Source organism: Peribacillus frigoritolerans (genome assembly GCF_030676415.1).
Lineage (GTDB): Bacteria > Bacillota > Bacilli > Bacillales > DSM-1321 > Peribacillus > Peribacillus frigoritolerans_A.
The window spans coordinates 14,997-32,957 of sequence record NZ_JAUUTW010000033.1 but is presented as its reverse complement, the minus strand read 5'-3'; the positions used below and the strand labels follow the sequence as shown (position 1 = coordinate 32,957).

The 17,961-nt window shown below is 41.8% G+C and carries 16 protein-coding genes and 2 tRNA genes; 16 read left to right on the top strand and 2 right to left on the bottom strand.

The annotated features are described in order from the left end of the window. The first annotated feature begins 12 nt into the window (after window positions 1-12). The 15 genes from ssuD (at window position 13) to Q8G36_RS23270 (ending at window position 14,640) form a co-directional block, all read left to right on the top strand. Window positions 13-1,185, top strand: coding sequence for an FMNH2-dependent alkanesulfonate monooxygenase (ssuD, locus tag Q8G36_RS23340; RefSeq protein WP_305162169.1), 1,173 nt, complete (start codon window positions 13-15; stop codon window positions 1,183-1,185). Further along, on the top strand, window positions 1,154-1,933 hold the full coding sequence (gene ssuC, locus Q8G36_RS23335) for an aliphatic sulfonate ABC transporter permease SsuC (protein ID WP_305162170.1): 780 nt from the start codon (window positions 1,154-1,156) through the stop codon (window positions 1,931-1,933). Before ssuD ends, ssuC begins: the two co-directional genes overlap by 32 nt. 13 nt (window positions 1,934-1,946) lie before the next feature. Then, window positions 1,947-2,699 (top strand): ATP-binding cassette domain-containing protein, encoded by a 753-nt coding sequence (locus Q8G36_RS23330; RefSeq protein ID WP_305162171.1) that lies wholly within the window; start codon window positions 1,947-1,949, stop codon window positions 2,697-2,699. Window positions 2,700-2,871: 172 nt separating this feature from the next. Further along, on the top strand, window positions 2,872-3,510 hold the full coding sequence (locus tag Q8G36_RS23325; RefSeq protein ID WP_305162172.1) for a 50S ribosomal protein L25/general stress protein Ctc: 639 nt from the start codon (window positions 2,872-2,874) through the stop codon (window positions 3,508-3,510). 259 nt (window positions 3,511-3,769) lie between these two features. Beyond that, window positions 3,770-4,330, top strand: a complete 561-nt coding sequence (gene pth / locus Q8G36_RS23320; RefSeq protein ID WP_305162173.1) for an aminoacyl-tRNA hydrolase — start codon at window positions 3,770-3,772, stop codon at window positions 4,328-4,330. Between the two features lie 104 nt (window positions 4,331-4,434). After that, window positions 4,435-4,665, top strand: coding sequence for an anti-sigma-F factor Fin family protein (locus tag Q8G36_RS23315; protein ID WP_034316319.1), 231 nt, complete (start codon window positions 4,435-4,437; stop codon window positions 4,663-4,665). A gap of 162 nt (window positions 4,666-4,827) precedes the next feature. Then, a complete protein-coding gene (mfd, locus tag Q8G36_RS23310; RefSeq protein WP_305162174.1) occupies window positions 4,828-8,364 on the top strand; it encodes a transcription-repair coupling factor in 3,537 nt (1,178 codons plus the stop codon). Between the two features lie 187 nt (window positions 8,365-8,551). Then, on the top strand, window positions 8,552-9,088 hold the full coding sequence (gene spoVT / locus Q8G36_RS23305; RefSeq protein ID WP_063235918.1) for a stage V sporulation protein T: 537 nt from the start codon (window positions 8,552-8,554) through the stop codon (window positions 9,086-9,088). Between the two features lie 221 nt (window positions 9,089-9,309). Next, window positions 9,310-10,932: a putative polysaccharide biosynthesis protein gene (locus Q8G36_RS23300; RefSeq protein WP_305162175.1), complete on the top strand. Its 1,623-nt coding sequence runs from the start codon at window positions 9,310-9,312 to the stop codon at window positions 10,930-10,932. Further along, window positions 10,925-12,397: a nucleoside triphosphate pyrophosphohydrolase gene (gene mazG, locus Q8G36_RS23295; RefSeq protein WP_305162176.1), complete on the top strand. Its 1,473-nt coding sequence runs from the start codon at window positions 10,925-10,927 to the stop codon at window positions 12,395-12,397. The genes Q8G36_RS23300 and mazG overlap by 8 nt, the downstream gene beginning before the upstream one ends. A gap of 23 nt (window positions 12,398-12,420) precedes the next feature. Next, window positions 12,421-12,684 (top strand): RNA-binding S4 domain-containing protein, encoded by a 264-nt coding sequence (locus tag Q8G36_RS23290; protein WP_034316386.1) that lies wholly within the window; start codon window positions 12,421-12,423, stop codon window positions 12,682-12,684. A gap of 76 nt (window positions 12,685-12,760) precedes the next feature. Further along, window positions 12,761-13,069, top strand: coding sequence for a sporulation protein YabP (yabP, locus tag Q8G36_RS23285; RefSeq protein ID WP_053348985.1), 309 nt, complete (start codon window positions 12,761-12,763; stop codon window positions 13,067-13,069). Then, entirely contained in the window at window positions 13,066-13,698 is a 633-nt protein-coding gene (gene yabQ / locus Q8G36_RS23280) for a spore cortex biosynthesis protein YabQ (RefSeq protein WP_305162177.1), read from the top strand. Before yabP ends, yabQ begins: the two co-directional genes overlap by 4 nt. Window positions 13,699-13,711: 13 nt before the next feature. Continuing rightward, window positions 13,712-14,098 (top strand): FtsB family cell division protein, encoded by a 387-nt coding sequence (locus Q8G36_RS23275; RefSeq protein ID WP_101225919.1) that lies wholly within the window; start codon window positions 13,712-13,714, stop codon window positions 14,096-14,098. An 80-nt stretch (window positions 14,099-14,178) separates the two neighbouring features. Beyond that, the gene (locus Q8G36_RS23270; protein ID WP_305162178.1) at window positions 14,179-14,640 is read left to right on the top strand and encodes a S1 domain-containing RNA-binding protein; all 462 of its coding nucleotides are present in this window, start codon (window positions 14,179-14,181) and stop codon (window positions 14,638-14,640) included. A 168-nt stretch (window positions 14,641-14,808) separates the two neighbouring features. Here the strand turns inward: Q8G36_RS23270 and Q8G36_RS23265 are convergent. Together Q8G36_RS23265 and Q8G36_RS23260 are read right to left on the bottom strand one after the other, a co-directional pair. Then, window positions 14,809-14,880 (bottom strand) — tRNA-Glu (locus Q8G36_RS23265). A gap of 20 nt (window positions 14,881-14,900) precedes the next feature. Continuing rightward, window positions 14,901-14,974: transfer RNA gene (locus tag Q8G36_RS23260), tRNA-Met, on the bottom strand. A gap of 327 nt (window positions 14,975-15,301) precedes the next feature. Between Q8G36_RS23260 and spoIIE the strand changes: the two genes are divergently transcribed. Further along, window positions 15,302-17,776, top strand: a complete 2,475-nt coding sequence (gene spoIIE, locus Q8G36_RS23255; RefSeq protein ID WP_305162179.1) for a stage II sporulation protein E — start codon at window positions 15,302-15,304, stop codon at window positions 17,774-17,776. The last annotated feature ends 185 nt before the right edge of the window (window positions 17,777-17,961 follow it).

Below are 17,961 nucleotides of genomic sequence, written 5' to 3'. Positions count from 1 at the left end.
GGGGGAAATAAAATGAAAGTATTTTGGTTTTTGCCATCACATGGGGAAAGTCGCTATTTAGGATCGACAAAGGGAGGGAGGGCGATCACGCTTCCTTATTTAAAACAAATAGCACAGGCAGTCGATCATTTGGGTTTTGAAGGGGCTTTGCTTCCAACAGGTCGGTCCTGTGAGGATGCTTGGGTAGTGGGTTCTTCATTGATCTCTGCAACGGAAAGAATGAAATTTTTAGTTGCGATTCGTCCGGGTTTAATGTCGCCAACCTTAGCTGCGCGTATGGCTTCAAGCTTCGACCGGCTGTCGAATGGACGTCTCTTAGTCAATGTAGTAACTGGAGGGGATCCGGTCGAATTGGCGGGTGATGGCGTATTTCTGAATCATAAGGAACGATATGGGCAAACAGATGAATTTCTTGATATCTGGAGAAAGGAGATGTCAGGGGTTAAAGTGGACTTTGAAGGGGAGCACCTAAAGGTTGAAGGCGGGAATATCCTGTTGTCATCCGTACAAAAACCGTACCCACCGCTCTATTTCGGAGGTTCATCCGACCCGGCCATCGATATATCAGGAAAGCATATTGATGTGTACTTGACTTGGGGTGAGCCCGTGGTGCAAGTGGCTGAAAAAATTGAAAAGGTACGTAAAAAGGCAGCAGAATATGGACGTGAGGTCAGGTTTGGGATACGGATGCATGTCATTGTAAGAGAATCGGAAGAAGAGGCTTGGCGGGCGGCGGAGGAACTCATTAAATATGTGGATGACGAAATGATTGAAAATTCACAAAATATTTTCGAAAGGTTTGATTCAGTGGGCCAGAAGCGGATGTCGCAACTCCATAACGGAAACAGGGATTCGCTTGAAATCAGCCCTAACCTATGGGCAGGTGTTGGTCTTGTGCGCGGGGGCGCCGGTACGGCCCTAGTCGGGAGTGCGGAAAATGTTGCTGCCAGAATGAAGGAATATGAAGAAATAGGAATAGAATCCTTTGTTTTATCTGGATACCCTCATCTTGAAGAAGCGTACAGAGTTGCGGAATTATTATTCCCTTTACTCCCTGTTGAACTTCTGCAAGGCCCCGTTTCAAAAGCTACGAGCCCATTTGGGGAAATACTGGCTAATGACCACTACCCTACAAAAGGAAGTGAAGTTGAAGATGCAGAAAAAGTTAAACAAAAAGTTCAATAGGTCCCACCTCATATCATGGCTTGTGCCCATTCTCCTTTTGGTAACTTGGCAGCTGCTGTCTTTGTGGGGGATTTTGTCGGATCGGATATTGCCTGCCCCGACTGAAGTGTTTCAAGCAGGTGTCGCTTTATTGGGGACAGGTGAACTTATTGATTATATCGGCATCAGTGCTCAGCGTGCCTTCATCGGCTTTTTAATAGGCGGGATTATTGGTTTTGTACTAGGTTTATTAAATGGATTATCATCCATTGCTGAAACCTTATTCGATACCTCGCTTCAGATGTTGCGTAACATTCCGCATTTAGCTCTAATACCGCTGGTGATTCTATGGTTTGGTATAGAAGAAGAAGCGAAAATCTTCCTTGTCGCTTTAGGGGTTCTATTTCCTATCTATTTAAATACATTTCATGGAGTGAAATCGGTGGATAAGGAATTAATCGAAGCGGCGAGGGTTTATGGGTTAAGTGGTTTTTCTTTATTCTGGAATGTGATCCTCCCTGCAGCCTTTCCATCCATTTTGGTGGGCATCCGCTTCTCCTTTGGAATCATGTGGGTCACATTAATTGTCGCAGAAACAATATCCGCTAATTCCGGAATAGGATATATGGCTATGAATGCCCGGGAATTCATGAGGATGGATATTGTTGTTCTCAGTATTCTCTTATATGCCTTATTGGGAAAAATATCGGATGTTGCGGCCAAAATAATTGAAAAAAGATGCTTAAAGTGGCATCCATCATACCAATGAGGAGGTCATAAATATGAAATATCAAAATTCGTTGGAGCTGCAGGGGGTAAGAAAGGATTTTGGGGGGGGTGAAGTATTAAAGGGGATGGACCTCACATTTAAAAAAGGGGAATTCGTAGCCATTGTCGGTAAGAGTGGCTGTGGAAAGAGTACCTTGCTTCGTCTTGTGGCAGGACTGGAAAAGCCGACGGTCGGGCAGATACTGGTGAATGGAAAGCCGTTGAATGGATTAAATAAATCTTCACGTACGATGTTTCAGGATGGAAGGCTTTTTCCTTGGAAAAAAATCCTTGAAAATATTGGGGTAGGCTTAAAAGGGGATTGGAAGCCAAATGCCATGGAATTACTGGAGCAAGTGGGCCTTGCAGATCGAGCAAATGATTGGCCGTCCGTTTTATCCGGGGGGCAAAAACAAAGGGTTGCATTAGCGAGGGCATTGGTGAACGAACCTGACATTCTCCTCTTGGATGAGCCGTTAGGGGCATTGGATGCTTTGACGAGAATTGGCATGCAAAGGCTGATTGAAGAACTATGGAGGAAAAGGGACTTTACTGCCTTACTTGTTACACATGATGTTGAAGAAGCCGTAATGCTTGCCGACCGTGTCATATTAATCGAAGAAGGCAAAGTCGTCATGAATAAGGGAATCAATCTGCCGAGACCACGGAAAAAGGATAGCATTCAATACTCATCACTGGCAGCCCAAATCCTTAACCGAGTGATGCAAGGTGAGGGAGAAATGGAAAACAAATCGATTCACGCTTGAATTAGAGAAAAAAGAATGAAAAAAGATTTTGCAGCGAATTCCTATGTTTACCATATGTTTATCCTCTTCTTGCACCCTGCGGATTTTACCTTTCATGTTTAATGATTCGCCATTTAGGGAAATGTTAAATATAGAGAAACTTGTAATTCATATTTAGGAAGGCGGAGGATGTATGAGTAATATATTAGCTGCAAAAGAACGTACGGATTCAAAACACTCTAATTTAAGGAATTTGAGAGAAAACGGCGAAATCCCTGCGATTGTATATGGCAATAAAAATGACAGTACGGCCATTTCAGTCAATAATATTGAGCTTCAAAAGACAATAAAGGAAATAGGCCGTAATGGAATCATTTCTTTGGACTTGGAAGGTACGAGTTATAAAGTCATGCTCTCTGACTATCAAAAGGATCCAATAAAGAACTCCATTTATCATGCAGACTTTTTAATTGTAGATATGTCCGCTCAATTACAGGCACAAGTTCGCATTAACCTTGTCGGTGTTTGTAAAGGCGTGAAAGACGGTGGGGTCCTTCAGCAGTCTCTTCATGAAGTGACGGTTACGGCTAAACCTAATGACATTCCTGAATCCATCGATGTTGACGTAACCGAACTTCAGGTAGGGGATACAATCTACATATCCGATATCCAAACGAATCAGCAAGTTAAAATCGACCACGACGGTCAAGAAGTCGTTGCATCTGTTTTGGCTCCTCGTCAGGAAGAGGAAATAAGTACAGGTGAACAGCAAGATGGCGGTATCCCTGAAAATGAAGTAGGAAGGGAAACCAAGGCATCACCAGAGTCATGATGCCGGGATTAAACAAGTGAATCGTGATATAATAGGCGTAGCTCTTACGAGTTACGTCTTTTCAATCGCTGGATGCATCCATTTAAACTGGACCATTTTTTGTAATGGATTCCTTTAATTAGGATTTTCCCTAATTAGTTCTCCGGTCGCTTGCAGGCCAGCTTGAAATTAGGGTACTATTTTTCTAAAGGTCAATGATCTTTGAAAAACTTCGTCCCAGCGTAACTCCCTAAATAACCGTAATGACGGAGTGTGAATCATGAAAATTATTGTAGGGTTAGGGAACCCAGGTAGACAATATGAAAAAACTCGGCATAACGTCGGATTTGAAGTAATAGATGAGTTATCCAAAAGATGGTCGATTCCACTTGATCAAGCAAAACATAAGGGGATATATGGTACAGGAATGGTAAAGGGAGAAAAAGTTTTATTGCTTAAACCCTTAACCTACATGAATTTGTCAGGAGAATCCATTTCGGCTGTCATGCATTTCTTTAAGGTGGATATCGCGGATGTGGTCATTATATATGATGACCTTGATTTACCTCCAGGGAAGCTTCGCCTTCGTCAAAAAGGAAGTGCAGGCGGTCATAATGGGATAAAATCTTCAATTGCCCATTTGGGTACGCAAGAATTCAATCGAATCAGAATAGGCATTGGCCGCCCGATTGGCCGTATTCCGGTATCTGATTATGTATTAGGGCGTTTTTCGCCTGAAGAATGGGATCATGTCGGGGCAACGATCGAAAAAAGCGCAGCTTCTTGTGAAGCCTGGATGGAAAAACCTTTTATACAGGTCATGAACGAATATAACCAATAAGCACAGAGTAATTATAAGTAAAGAATAATATCTTCCTGTTTCGCTGAATAAAACCCCTCTACTTTTGTACATACTAACACTATTACTAAATAGGGGGTTACCAAATGGCTCTCCATTATCGATGCCGACATTGCGGAACTAAGCTGGGCTCAATCGAGGCACACTCACTGAGTACGGAGCAGTTAGGTTTTAATCAACTTACCGATGAAGAGCGACAAGAGATGATCGTTTATGATTCTGAAGGGGATATGCATGTAAGGGCGATATGTGAAGATTGCCATGAATCGCTGCAAAGAAACCCTGATTTATATGAAAACGATTATATTATTCATTAGCGGGAGAGGGCTTTGGACAAAATCCAAAGCATTTTTCCGTTTGTCTGGAATACCAGGGCAGGGCACATAAAATTGCCGTTAATAAAGAGGACGCTTGGTGAAATGGCCAAGTTCTAATACAGCAAATGGTTTTTCGCACGTTAAAGAGAGGGGGGAAAGAAAATGAATGGATTGCAGAACTTGTTCTCCAAACAAGATGATGTTCATTCGTTAATAGCCGGCATCGATGAAGGACTTAAGGAGCAAATCGTCTCTGGTCTGACAGGTTCCTCGAGATCACTATTGCTGGCTTCCGTATATGAAAAGACGAATAGGCCTATTTTATTAGTTACCCATAATTTATTGCAAGCACAAAAATTCCATGAGGACTTATCCAGTTTCATTCCCGAGGAAGAATTATATATATATCCAGCCAATGAATTGATTGCGGCTGATTTGAGTGTTGCCAGCCCGGAATTAAGGGCCCAACGTGTAGAGGCATTGAACTTTTGGGCGGAGGGAAAGAAAGGGATTGTCATTGCGCCAATTCCCGGGGTGCGCCGTGTGCTTCCCCCAAAGGATATTTGGAAGAGGCATCAGCTCGCTTTTAATTTAGGGGAAGACATCGAACTTGAACCAACGCTTAATAAATTCGTTGCCATGGGTTATAACCGGTCTGAAATGGTTGCTTCTCCCGGTGAATTCAGTATCAGGGGCGGTATAATCGATATTTACCCGATCACCGAACCTAATCCAATACGAATTGAATTATTCGATACCGAAATAGATTCAATAAGGACTTTTTCAAGCGAAGATCAGCGATCCATCGAGAAACTCAAGAAAGTGACGATTGGTCCCGTCAGTGAGGCTTTGCTAGAGACGGAGCATATCGAAAGAATCATAACAAGGCTGGAGAGCGGATTAAGTAAAAGCTTGAAGAAACTTAAAGACGAGAAAACCAAGGAACAGCTGGTTCAAACGATCAGTTACGAACTTGAACAGCTGAAAATGGGGAATATACCCGATAAAATCTTTAAATACTTAAGTTTAGCGTATGAAGATCCAGCTAGTTTGATAGATTATTTACCGGTAAATGGTTTGGTTTTCTTAGATGAAATCAGTAGAATCCAGGAAATCAATGATTCTTTGGAAAAAGAAGAGGCTGGGTGGTACACGGACCTTTTAAGTCAGGGACAAATTATCCATGACATAAAATTGGCTCATCCCATGCAGGAATTAATAATGAAATCCAGCAGGCCGTTTATATACCTTTCATTGTTTTTACGGCATGTACCGCATACGAATCCTCAGAATATCCTGAATTTTGCCAGTAAACAAATGCAAAATTTCCATGGACAGATGAATGTGTTCAAAGCTGAACTGGAACGTTGGAAAAAAGGGAAATATACAGTCGTCATACTTGGACAGGATGAAGAACGGGTTAAAAAGCTGCATTCGGTTTTAGCCGATTATGATATAGAGGCCGCAGAACTGTTTAATGCGAACAGCATTCTTCCGGGTAAAGTACAGATTTTACGCGGAAGTCTAAATAGCGGCTTTGAGTTACCTATGCAAAAATTCAGTATCATTACGGAAACGGAATTGTTTAATAAGAAGTCAAAGAAATCAATACGGAGACAGAAACTATCGAATGCGGAGCGAATCAAGAGTTATTCCGAACTGAAGATCGGTGACTATGTCGTTCATGTTAACCACGGTATCGGTAAATACTTGGGAATTGAAACCCTTACGATAAATGGGGTCCATAAAGATTACCTGAATATTCGTTATCAAGCGGATGATAAATTGTATGTTCCTGTCGACCAAATTGATCTTGTCCAAAAATATGTCGGTTCTGAAGGAAAAGAACCGAAGCTTTATAAGCTAGGCGGAACGGAATGGAAACGTGTCAAAAGTAAGGTTCAATCATCCGTTGAGAACATTGCCGATGATTTAATCAAGTTATACGCAGAAAGAGAAGCGGCAAAGGGCTATGCCTTTTCACCTGATGGTGATATGCAGAGAGAATTCGAAACATCATTCGCTTATAACGAAACGGAAGATCAATTACGTTCCATAATCGAAATCAAAAAGGATATGGAACGGGAACGGCCGATGGATCGTTTATTATGTGGCGATGTTGGATATGGGAAGACAGAGGTGGCGATCCGGGCCGCTTTTAAAGCCATAATGGATGGCAAGCAGGTTGCATTTCTTGTTCCGACCACAATCCTCGCCCAGCAGCATTATGAAACATTAAGGGAGCGTTTTCAGGATTATCCCATTTCAATTGGTCATATGAGCCGTTTCAGGACTAAAAAACAGCAAACGGAGACGATTAAAGGATTAAAGGCCGGCACGGTGGATATTGTGGTTGGCACGCATAGGATTTTATCCAAAGATATGGTGTACCGCGATTTGGGATTGCTTATCATTGATGAAGAACAGCGCTTTGGCGTTACACATAAGGAAAAGATCAAACGGTTAAAAACTAATGTGGATGTACTGACTTTGACTGCGACGCCGATTCCGAGGACCCTTCATATGTCCATGTTGGGCGTGAGGGATCTGTCCGTCATCGAAACACCGCCTGAGAACAGGTTCCCGATCCAAACTTATGTCATGGAGTATAATGGATCGTTGGTAACGGAAGCCATAGAACGGGAATTGGCCAGGGGTGGTCAGGTTTATTTCCTCTACAATCGGGTAGAGGATATAGCAAGAAAAGCAGAAGAAATTTCCATGCTGGTGCCCGATGCCCGTGTCACCTATGCTCATGGGCAAATGACAGAGCAAGAACTGGAAGCCGTCATGTTCGGCTTTTTAGAAGGCGAATATGATGTTTTGGTAAGTACAACCATTATAGAGACGGGTGTTGATATCCCGAATGTCAATACGCTTATCGTGAATGAAGCAGATAGAATGGGACTTTCACAGCTTTATCAGCTGCGTGGCCGTGTAGGGCGATCCAATCGGGTGGCATATGCATTCTTCACTTATAGGAAAGATAAAGTGTTGACGGAAGTGGCAGAAAAACGTCTTCAATCCATTAAGGAATTTACAGAATTGGGTTCAGGGTTCAAAATCGCGATGCGTGATTTATCCATCAGGGGAGCTGGAAACATTCTAGGGGCTCAACAACATGGCTTCATCGATTCAGTTGGTTTTGATCTGTATTCACAAATGTTGAAAGAAGCTGTAGATGCGAAACGTAATGACCAACCAGCCGAAGAAAAGAATATCCTGGAAATTGACGTTGAAGTGGATGCTTATATCCCTGATGCCTACATAATGGATGGACATCAGAAAATAGAAATGTATAAAAGGTTCAGAGGTATTGCTTCGCTTGAAGAAGTGGAAGAATTACAGGATGAAATGATCGATCGTTTCGGAGAATATCCAGAAGAAGTTTCTTATTTATTCATGATTGCCGAAATGAAGGTATATGCTGAAAAGGCCGGAATTGAAAGCATCAAACAATTAAAGCAGGAAATCAGCATTCTCCTTAGGGAAAAGGTCAGCAGCAATGTGGATGGACAAAAGGTGTTCGAGCTGGGATCGAAGTATGGCCGTATGGTGGGCTTCGGCATGGACGGCAATCGAATGAAGCTGGTCCTGCACATAAAAGGCGTAGAACAAAGCAAATGGCTTAATATCTTATTCGAGATGACCAAAGGTTTACAGTATGTAAAAAAAGAGACGCAAGCCACAAAAAACTGAAATGAATGATTGTCCTCTTGAAGAAATTTTTTTAGGTACCATGGTAAAAAAATGCAACAAAAAGAAAAATTTTTTCAAAGTGCATAGAACTTACCATTAGAAAAATACTAAGTACAATAGCTGGTGATGATTTTGCTACAAAATGAGGATTTATCAAATCAATTAGATGAAAGTGAGGCAACATTAGATGAAAGCAACTGGTATCGTTCGCCGAATTGATGATTTAGGAAGAGTCGTCATCCCGAAAGAAATTCGCAGGACCCTCCGTATTCGTGAAGGAGATCCACTGGAAATATTTGTGGATAGAGATGGAGAAGTCATCCTAAAGAAATACTCTCCTATTAGTGAGTTAGGCGATTTTGCAAGGGAATATGCAGAAGCACTTTATGATAGCCTTGGAAACCCAGTTATGATTTGTGACAGGGATACTTACATTGCAGTGGCAGGCGGCTCCAAAAAAGAATACTTAAATAAAAGCGTTAGTGAACTAGTGGAAAAAATCATGGAAGAAAGAAATCCTGTCCTGGAGTCTCCAAACGGACAAATTTCATTTGTTGATTCCAATGATGAAGAGGTTCAATCTTATACTGCAGCTCCGATCATTGCGAGTGGCGACCCGATTGGTGCCGTCTTGATTTTCTCTAAAGATAGTACCATTGGTGAAGTGGAACAGAAATCGGTTGAAACAGCAGCAAGTTTCCTAGCTAGACAAATGGAACAGTAACCTTGGACATGCCATTATAATTTTAAAGGTGGAAAGGGCAGCAATCGCGCTGTCCTTTTTGCACTTTCTAAAAGGTTAACCGGATGGGGGCAGGCATAAAGAGGGGAAAATATTCTTTGTGGTAAATATGGAAAATAATTAACAGTGTGGCTGGAATTGAAAAATAACCATTTGAATTATGCTATAATAACTACCACATATGAGTGAAAAGGGGAAAAAGAATGGCTGAAAAGCCTTATAAAACATCAAATGAACTTTTTCGAGGTGCGCTGATCTTGAGCGCAGCAGCGATTATCGTAAAAGTATTGAGTGCGGCCTATCGCATACCATATCAGAACATTGCGGGTGACATCGGGTTTTATATCTATCAACAGGTTTATCCCTTCTACGGTGTTGCTTTTACATTATCAACACTCGGCTTTCCGGTAGTCATATCCAAACTTATTGCAGAACGGGAATCTTCCAAAAATACCTTTGCAGTGAAGGACATTTTAGTGACATCATTCGTCGTCTTAAGTTCGATAGGAGTCATGATGTTTGCTGCACTATTCCTTGGCGCTGATTGGATTGCAGGATGGATGAAGGATCCGCATTTAGCCGGTCTGCTGAGAATCGTTGCCTATTCCTATTTATTAATGCCGATTTCATCTGTTTTAAGAGGCTATTTTCAAGGAATAAACGACATGTTACCGACGGCCAGTTCGCAGGTCGCTGAACAATGCATCCGTGTGTTGACGATTCTGGTTCTTTCCACAATATTCGTGTATCAGGGCTACTCTGATTATGTGGTCGGCAAGGGGGCGGTCCTCGGTTCGATAACAGGCGGCATAACTGGCCTGGTACTGCTTATTGCTTTCGTTATTTTAAGAGAAGAATGGAAGCTTTTTTTACGAATGAGAATCAAACCGGTAAATTTCATCAAAATTTCCAAAGTCCTGATTTTCCAAGGATTCGCCTTTTGCATAACTGGCTTGATCCTTATCTTGTTTCAGTTTGTCGATTCACTGCACCTGTATTCCCTACTAAGGGAAACCGGGATGGGGGAAAGGGAAGCCAAAGAATGGAAAGGGGTATATGATCGAGGACAGCCGTTGCTTCAGCTAGGTACAGTCGTGGCTAATTCTTTTGCATTGGCGCTAGTACCTGTAATATCCGGATTCGTTCAGAGGAAAAGTGAACATGAATTATTGAATAAGATCAAATTGGCGCTTCGTGTAAGTGCGACGATAGGACTCGCTGCTGCTATTGGGCTGGTGGTGACGATGAAGCCTGTCAATCATATGCTGTTCACGGATGCCAAAGGGACGATTACTTTAGCAATTTTCTCTTTATCGATTTTATTCACATCCCTCATAATGGCAGAAGCGGCAGTGATTCAAAGTTTAGGCTATTCGTTCGTGCCGGTGATCATTACGATTGTGGGTGTGGGCAGCAAGTGGGCTTTGAACCTTGTTCTAGTGCCCCATTACAATATCGCGGGGGCAGCCTCGGCAACAGTGCTTGCGTTTATGATCATGACTGTATTATTTTATGTGGTATTGAGAGTACATATTAAGAAGACATTAATTGAAAAGAAGCACGTGTTAATAATCTTGAAGAGTACGGTTTACATGGGTACGGCGGTTGTTTTATTCAATGGCTTATTCGAATTGATGTTTTCAGGCGAGAGCCGGTTGTTAGCTACGATCCAAGCTTTGATCGGTGTAGGGATTGGTGCAGCCGTCTTTGTGATGACCGCCATTCGTGCCGGCTTATTTGGTGAAGAAGAACTTTCACTTATACCTGCGGGTTCAAAGCTAAAACGATTTATAATAACGAATAGGAGTATACGAAATCATGAATGAGATTACGATAATAGGCCTTGGTGCAGGGGATTTAGATCAGCTTCCACTAGGGATTTATAAAAAATTGATCCAAACAGAACAATGTTTCGTCAGAACGATTGATCATCCGGTAATCGGGGATTTGAAAGGGGAAGGAATAAATTTCTTCGCGTTTGACGGGATATATGAAAAGCACGACCAATTTGAAGCTGTATATGAAGAAATTGCCGGAACATTATTACAAGAGGCATCAAACCGTTCCGTTCTATACGCCGTTCCGGGGCATCCTATGGTTGCGGAAAAAACGGTACAGCTTTTGCTCGAAAAGGGTCCGGCTCTTGGAATAGCCATTAAGCTGGAAGGCGGGCAAAGTTTCCTTGATCCCTTGTTTCAGGCTGTTAGAATCGATCCGATTGAAGGGTTTCAGCTATTGGATGGAACAGATCTTTCACCAGATGATTTGCATATTACCCAGCATATGATAATCGGACAGGTGTATGACGCATTCAGTGCATCCAGTGTGAAGCTGACTTTAATGGAAAAGCTACCGGATGACTACGAGGTATATATCGTTACAGCGGCAGGCAGCAGTCAGGAAAAAGTGACAAAATGCGCTCTCTTCGAACTCGACCGTCAGATGGAGTTAAGTAACTTGACGAGTGTTTATGTCCCGCCTGTTAGAGAAGAAGCTTTACGATATAGGGAGTTTTCTAAGCTACGGCAGGTTATCGCAGAACTTAGAGGTCCTGACGGATGTCCTTGGGATAAGAAACAAACTCATGAAAGCTTGAAGAAATATCTAATAGAAGAGGCGTACGAGCTGATTGATTCCATCGATGAAGAGGATGATGAGGGCATGGTTGGTGAACTTGGGGATGTCTTGCTTCAGGTGATGCTTCATTCACAAATCGGTGAAGATGAGGGCATGTTCACGATCGATGATGTGATTGAAGGCATTACGGCGAAAATGATTCGACGCCACCCTCATGTATTCGGAGATGTTGAAGTGAACGGCGAGGAAGACGTATTAGTGAACTGGCAGAAAATCAAAGAAGATGAAAAAGGGAGCGAAACAAAAGCTCCGCAATCCATACTGGATGGGATTGAGAAATCGCTGCCAAACTTACTTCGGGCCGAAGAGTATCAAAAAAGGGCTGCAAAGGTCGGATTTGATTGGGATGAGGTTTCCGAAGCCTGGAAAAAGGTCAGGGAAGAAGTGCAGGAATTGGAAGAGGAAATATTAAGCCCGAACAGGGATGTCGAAAGAATAAAATCAGAGCTGGGCGACCTCTTTTTTGCGCTTGTCAACATTTCACGTTATTATGACATACAAGCGGAAGAAGCCGTCTACAAAGCAAACCAGAAATTCCACCAGCGTTTTACATATATAGAAGAGTGCATTCAAAGGGCAGACAAAAAGTTTGAGGATTATACATTGGAAGAACTGGATTCATATTGGGATGAAGCAAAAGCTAAAGGACTTTAATTAAGGGAGAGATTTGAATGTCGATGAGATTGGATAAATTCCTAAAAGTTTCAAGGTTGATCAAGCGCCGCACACTTGCGAAGGAGGTTGCGGATAAAGGGAGAATCACGATTAACGGACAACAGGCCAAAGCAAGTTCGAATGTGAAAGATGGCGACGAGTTGACAGTAAGATTCGGTCAAAAGCTGGTTACGGTACGTGTCGATAAAATTCAAGAAACGACGAAAAAAGAAGCCGCTGCAGATATGTATACAATCGTAAAGGAAGAAAAGCTAGCGGAGGAGTAAGGACAGGCTTGGTTCTAATTCCACTCTTACGGACATACACTTGTACAAAATCAGTGGTACTGTGAGGGATGAAAAAATGAGCCAATATATTGATCCGAATGCTGGTTACACAAAGGGAACGATCCAAGAGCATGATGTAACGATGAAAGGCCGCCGTTTACTTGATATTACCGGTGTCAAACAAGTGGAAAGTTTTGATAATGAAGAGTTTCTGCTCGAAACGTCAATGGGATTCTTATCTATCCGGGGCCAAAACTTGCAAATGAAGAATTTGGACGTTGATAAAGGCATCGTTTCCATTAAGGGAAAGATTTTCGACCTTGTTTATTTAGATGAGCAATCAGGGGAGAAAGCTAAAGGCTTCTTTGGCAAATTGTTCAAATGACCTTAACGATCCAATTTTATACGTTGCTTGCGATGATAGGCATGGGCAGTGGCTTTGGAGCTGCCCTGGATACGTATAGCCGGTTCCTGAATCGTTCAGAAAGGAAAAGATGGATTGTATTCATCCATGACTTCCTTTTCTGGATCATTCAGGGTCTCCTTATTTTTTATGTTTTGTTTTTAGTGAATGAGGGAGAGTTTCGCCTCTATTTATTTTTGGCCTTATTATGCGGTTTTTCAGCTTATCAAGCACTTTTCAAAGGTTTCTATCTACGTTTTTTAGAGTTTTTGATAATACTTGTGATAAAGTTGGCGAGATTTATAGCGGATTCGGTTCGCATGCTGATATTTCTACCGATAAAATGGGTAATATTATCTGTATTAGCGATCATCATCGGGATAGGTAAGTTCGTTTTTGCATTATTAAAATGGGCGGGGAAAATACTTCTCTTTATTTTGAATATATTCTGGAGGCCATTAAAATGGATTCTGACTTATATATGGAATTTATTGCCGGTTTTTGTTACGAAAAACGTCGGGAAGTTTTATAATAAAGGAAAAGGGATTTTATTGAAAATAAAGAATTCTATATTTAGAACGCTAAATGGATGGAGAAATAAAAAGAAATGAGGAGCGATAAAAAATGAGTAGCCTGCGTAAAAGGAAAGTGGCAAAAATAGAAAATCCCTACGTCGCTCAACAAGAGAAAAAAGTACAAACCGTAGAAAAAAAGAAGCGTGGTCTAATGCGTAGATTAACTCTTTACTCAGTTTTCGCCGCTGTCTTTTTGATTTTTGCCGTTTCCACCCTCATAACGCAAAATGTTGCACTGGATGAGAAAGTACAACAGAAGGAAGAATTGAAGGGAAAGTTAGCTGAATTGAAAAAAGACGAGACCCTACTTAAAGAAGAAATCGTAAAGCTTAATGACGACGACTATATAGCGAAAATAGCCAGACGGGATTATTTCTTATCTGAAAAAGGCGAAATCATTTTTACCCTTCCAAAAGGGAAGGAAGATAGTGACTAATATTGACACTGTTTTTTTACTTTCGTTATAATATAGTATGAAGAGATTTTTTAACATTTCTAAGGAGGAACATTTTTTTTATGTCAATCGAAGTAGGCAGCAAGTTACAAGGTAAAGTAACAGGCATAACTAATTTTGGTGCATTTGTAGAGCTACCTCAAGGTTCAACCGGTCTTGTCCATATCAGTGAAGTGGCTGATAACTATGTCAAGGATATCAATGATCATTTAAAAGTGGGCGATACAGTTGATGTGAAAGTCATCAATGTTAAAGATGGCAAGATTGGCTTGTCCATAAAAAAAGCGATAGACCGTCCTGAAGCTGAGCAAAAACCTGCATACACACCACGTCCGCGCCAAGGCCAAGGAAGAGGGAATGACAGCCGTTCCAAAGACTTCCGCTCGAAAGGTAATAGTTTCCAACCCAAGGAAAACTTTGAGCAAAAAATGGCTAAATTCTTAAAAGATAGCGAAGACCGCTTAACGACCCTTAAACGTAGCACCGAAACGAAACGGGGAGGTCGAGGAGGAAGACGCGGATAAAACTGCTGCTGAAAATAATAGTTTAGCAACTTTTCCTGTGAAATTATTCATAGTGTAGATAAAGGCAAGCTTGCTGGCTTGTCTTCTTTTAATTATCACCAACGACATGAAAAAAGCGCCTCTGTACACTTACTGAGATAAGTGAGCAGAGGCGCTTTTGGTATTTGATGACCCGTACGGGATTCGAACCCGTGTTACCGCCGTGAAAGGGCGGTGTCTTAACCGCTTGACCAACGGGCCGTGAATTTCATGATAAAAGATAGCGGCAGAGGGGATCGAACCCCCGACCTCACGGGTATGAACCGTACGCTCTAGCCAGCTGAGCTACGCCGCCATAATGGTAAGTGCTACTGAAGCACAAGTTATATCTTACATTCGTAAAGAAAAAATGTCAACAAAAAAAATAAAGTTTGTCGGTTTCCAGTTCCTGATTATTTATTCGTGTTATTTTCCGCAAAAATAACCTAAAAACTTTGCTTTTCTTCATAAAAAAAAGAACGCCTGTTTCTGTATTGAAAAAAAAGGCACAAAAACCTGTATACAAATGATTGTTCGAGAAGAATTTCGTCGAACGTTTTTCTTATCCGCTTATAAAATTCTGACAAAAAAATAGACAAGCCCTCTATATAATAAAAATCACTAATACGAATGGGGTGTTGAAATGGAAAAAGCAGAAAGACCTATGATGGAACCTCTTGGAGATGTTCAGTTAAAAGAAGCGAAGGCAGGGGCCATCAATTGGATCCAACAACTGCAAATGAAGACGGAAGACATATTCATAAAAAAGGGTATCTCTTTAGCAATTATCGGTTTTTTATTAGGACGGGCATTAATTCTTTCGCAGCTTGCACCATTTGGACTTCCGTTTTTCGCAGCTGTTTTTCTCATGAGACGTGACAGGGCGCCACTGGCTTTATTCGGATTGATTGCAGGTGGGCTGACCGTTCACTATTCGAATAGTTTAGTCATCTTTACATCGGCGTTCCTGCTCCTGTTATTTCATAAGATCAAGAAGCCCGCCGTGGAAGGACAATTCAAGACGATGTCGATGTACGTCTTTGCTTCACTATTCCTGGTCAACCTGGCCGAGCAATATCTGGTATTTCGAACGATTCAGCTGTACGACTTAATGATGATAGGAGTAGAGGCGGGACTTGCAATGATTTTAACCTTAATCTTCATACAGTCCATCCCGCTGCTGACCATTCGGAAAAAGTCCCAATCATTAAAGACGGAGGAAATCGTCAGCATCATCATCTTGCTGGCTTCGGTGATGACCGGAACCATCGGCTGGATGATATACGATTTATCACTCGACCATATATTCTCGCGATACCTGGTCCTCCTCTTCGGGCTGGCGGGAGGGGCCGCCATAGGCTCCACTGTAGGTGTAGTTACTGGATTGATATTCAGCTTGGCAAGTATTGCAAGTCTTTATCAAATGAGCCTTCTCGCATTTTCAGGGCTTCTGGGCGGTTTGTTGAAGGAGGGAAGGAAGATAGGGGTTGCCGCAGGCCTCTTGATTGCTACATTACTGATAGGTTTATATGGTGAGGGCACCAATAATATTATGGTGACCCTTTATGAATCACTTATAGCTGTGGCCCTATTTATATTGACTCCGTCATCCATAATCAACAAAATAGCGAAACATATACCGGGAACAGTCGAGAATTCTGATGAACAGCAGCAGTATGCCCGAAAAGTGAGGGATGTCACCGCTCAAAGGGTGGAGCAATTCTCACATGTATTTGAGGCGCTCTCTAATAGCTTTTCCCAAGTGGATGAAAGGGGTAGAATGGAGGAAGATGAGAAAGAATTCGACTACTTCTTAAGTAATGTAACGGAAAAGACGTGCCAGCTTTGTTTTAAAAAGGAACAATGCTGGTCCAAGAACTTTAATACAACCTATGACGGCATGCAGGAAATTATGCTTCAATTAAGTGAAAATAATGGTCAGCTCCCCCAAAAAACTTCGAAAGAATGGGAGAAATATTGTAGCCGCGGGCCTCAGGTAATTGGGGCGATATCACAGGAGCTTACTTATTTTGAAGCTAACCAAAAATTAAAAAGGCAGGTGAAGGAAAGTCGGAAACTAGTGGCGGATCAACTGCGGGGCGTTTCGGCAGTAATGGATGATTTTGCGAAAGAAATTCAAAGGGAAAGGAAGAATCATCATGTACATGAAGAATCCATTTTGGAAGCCATCCAGGATTTTGGACTGCACATAGGTCATGTTGAAATATACAGTCTAGAACAAGGGAATGTTGATATAGAGATGAGTGTCCCATACTGCCAGGGCAGAGGGGAATGTGAAAAGTTGATTGCACCTATGCTTTCTGACATTTTAGGGGAAACGATAGTCGTTCATTCAGAAGAGTGTGCAACGTATCCAAACGGGCAATGTGAGGTGATATTTAGGTCAGCAAAAAAATTCACGGTCGAAACGGGTGTTGCTCATGCTGCCAAGGGGGGAGGGCTTGTATCAGGAGATAGTCATACGACCATGGAAATTGGCTGCGGCAAATTCGCAATAGCCATTAGTGATGGAATGGGAAATGGGGAAAGGGCCCATTTTGAAAGTACAGAGACATTGAAGCTGCTTCAAAAATTTTTACAATCGGGAATAGAAGAAAAAATAGCCATTAAATCCGTAAACTCCGTATTATCTCTACGCACTACCGATGAAATATTTTCGACTCTTGATTTGGCAATGATTGATCTTCAGGACGCAAGGGCTAAGTTTTTAAAAATCTGTTCGATACCGAGTTTCATTAAAAGGGGAGATAGGATAATAAAAATTGAATCAAGTAACCTCCCTATGGGAATCATCCAGGATTTCGATGTTGATGTTGTATCAGAAGAGCTGAAGGCAGGGGACATATTAATCATGATGAGTGATGGAGTGTTCGATGGCCCCTCACATGTGGAAAATATCGAGTTCTGGCTTAAACGAAAAATCAAGGAAATGGAAACGGACGATCCGCAGGAAATCTCTGATTTAATATTGGAAGAGGTCATCCGAACAAAAGGGATCATAGATGATGACATGACAGTGGTAACATCGAAAATTAAGCATAACACACCGAAATGGGCATCCATTCCCGTTTCTCCAAAACGCAAAAAGGCCCAGTAGGGGCCGTTTATATATATAATAAATAAAACCAAAAATGAGGTGGTGAAAGGGAAGACGGATAAAAGGTAAAAAGATGAACTCTTTTCAATCACTCCACTCCATGATGTGACTTGATGCAATGTCATCGGCGTATAATTTCCCCTTTTTTAGTCAATTATGGTAACAAATTGATAGGAAGGGAGAGC

Excerpts from the sequence above, each read along its gene's own strand:
- ssuD (WP_305162169.1), top strand. The coding sequence starts at position 13 with ATGAAAGTATTTTGGTTTTTGCCATCACATGGGGAAAGTCGCTATTTA.
- ssuC (WP_305162170.1), top strand. The coding sequence starts at position 1,154 with ATGCAGAAAAAGTTAAACAAAAAGTTCAATAGGTCCCACCTCATATCA.
- Q8G36_RS23330 (WP_305162171.1), top strand. The coding sequence starts at position 1,947 with ATGAAATATCAAAATTCGTTGGAGCTGCAGGGGGTAAGAAAGGATTTT.
- Q8G36_RS23325 (WP_305162172.1), top strand. The coding sequence starts at position 2,872 with ATGAGTAATATATTAGCTGCAAAAGAACGTACGGATTCAAAACACTCT.
- pth (WP_305162173.1), top strand. The coding sequence starts at position 3,770 with ATGAAAATTATTGTAGGGTTAGGGAACCCAGGTAGACAATATGAAAAA.
- Q8G36_RS23315 (WP_034316319.1), top strand. The coding sequence starts at position 4,435 with ATGGCTCTCCATTATCGATGCCGACATTGCGGAACTAAGCTGGGCTCA.
- mfd (WP_305162174.1), top strand. The coding sequence starts at position 4,828 with ATGAATGGATTGCAGAACTTGTTCTCCAAACAAGATGATGTTCATTCG.
- spoVT (WP_063235918.1), top strand. The coding sequence starts at position 8,552 with ATGAAAGCAACTGGTATCGTTCGCCGAATTGATGATTTAGGAAGAGTC.
- Q8G36_RS23300 (WP_305162175.1), top strand. The coding sequence starts at position 9,310 with ATGGCTGAAAAGCCTTATAAAACATCAAATGAACTTTTTCGAGGTGCG.
- mazG (WP_305162176.1), top strand. The coding sequence starts at position 10,925 with ATGAATGAGATTACGATAATAGGCCTTGGTGCAGGGGATTTAGATCAG.
- Q8G36_RS23290 (WP_034316386.1), top strand. The coding sequence starts at position 12,421 with ATGAGATTGGATAAATTCCTAAAAGTTTCAAGGTTGATCAAGCGCCGC.
- yabP (WP_053348985.1), top strand. The coding sequence starts at position 12,761 with ATGAGCCAATATATTGATCCGAATGCTGGTTACACAAAGGGAACGATC.
- yabQ (WP_305162177.1), top strand. The coding sequence starts at position 13,066 with ATGACCTTAACGATCCAATTTTATACGTTGCTTGCGATGATAGGCATG.
- Q8G36_RS23275 (WP_101225919.1), top strand. The coding sequence starts at position 13,712 with ATGAGTAGCCTGCGTAAAAGGAAAGTGGCAAAAATAGAAAATCCCTAC.
- Q8G36_RS23270 (WP_305162178.1), top strand. The coding sequence starts at position 14,179 with ATGTCAATCGAAGTAGGCAGCAAGTTACAAGGTAAAGTAACAGGCATA.
- spoIIE (WP_305162179.1), top strand. The coding sequence starts at position 15,302 with ATGGAAAAAGCAGAAAGACCTATGATGGAACCTCTTGGAGATGTTCAG.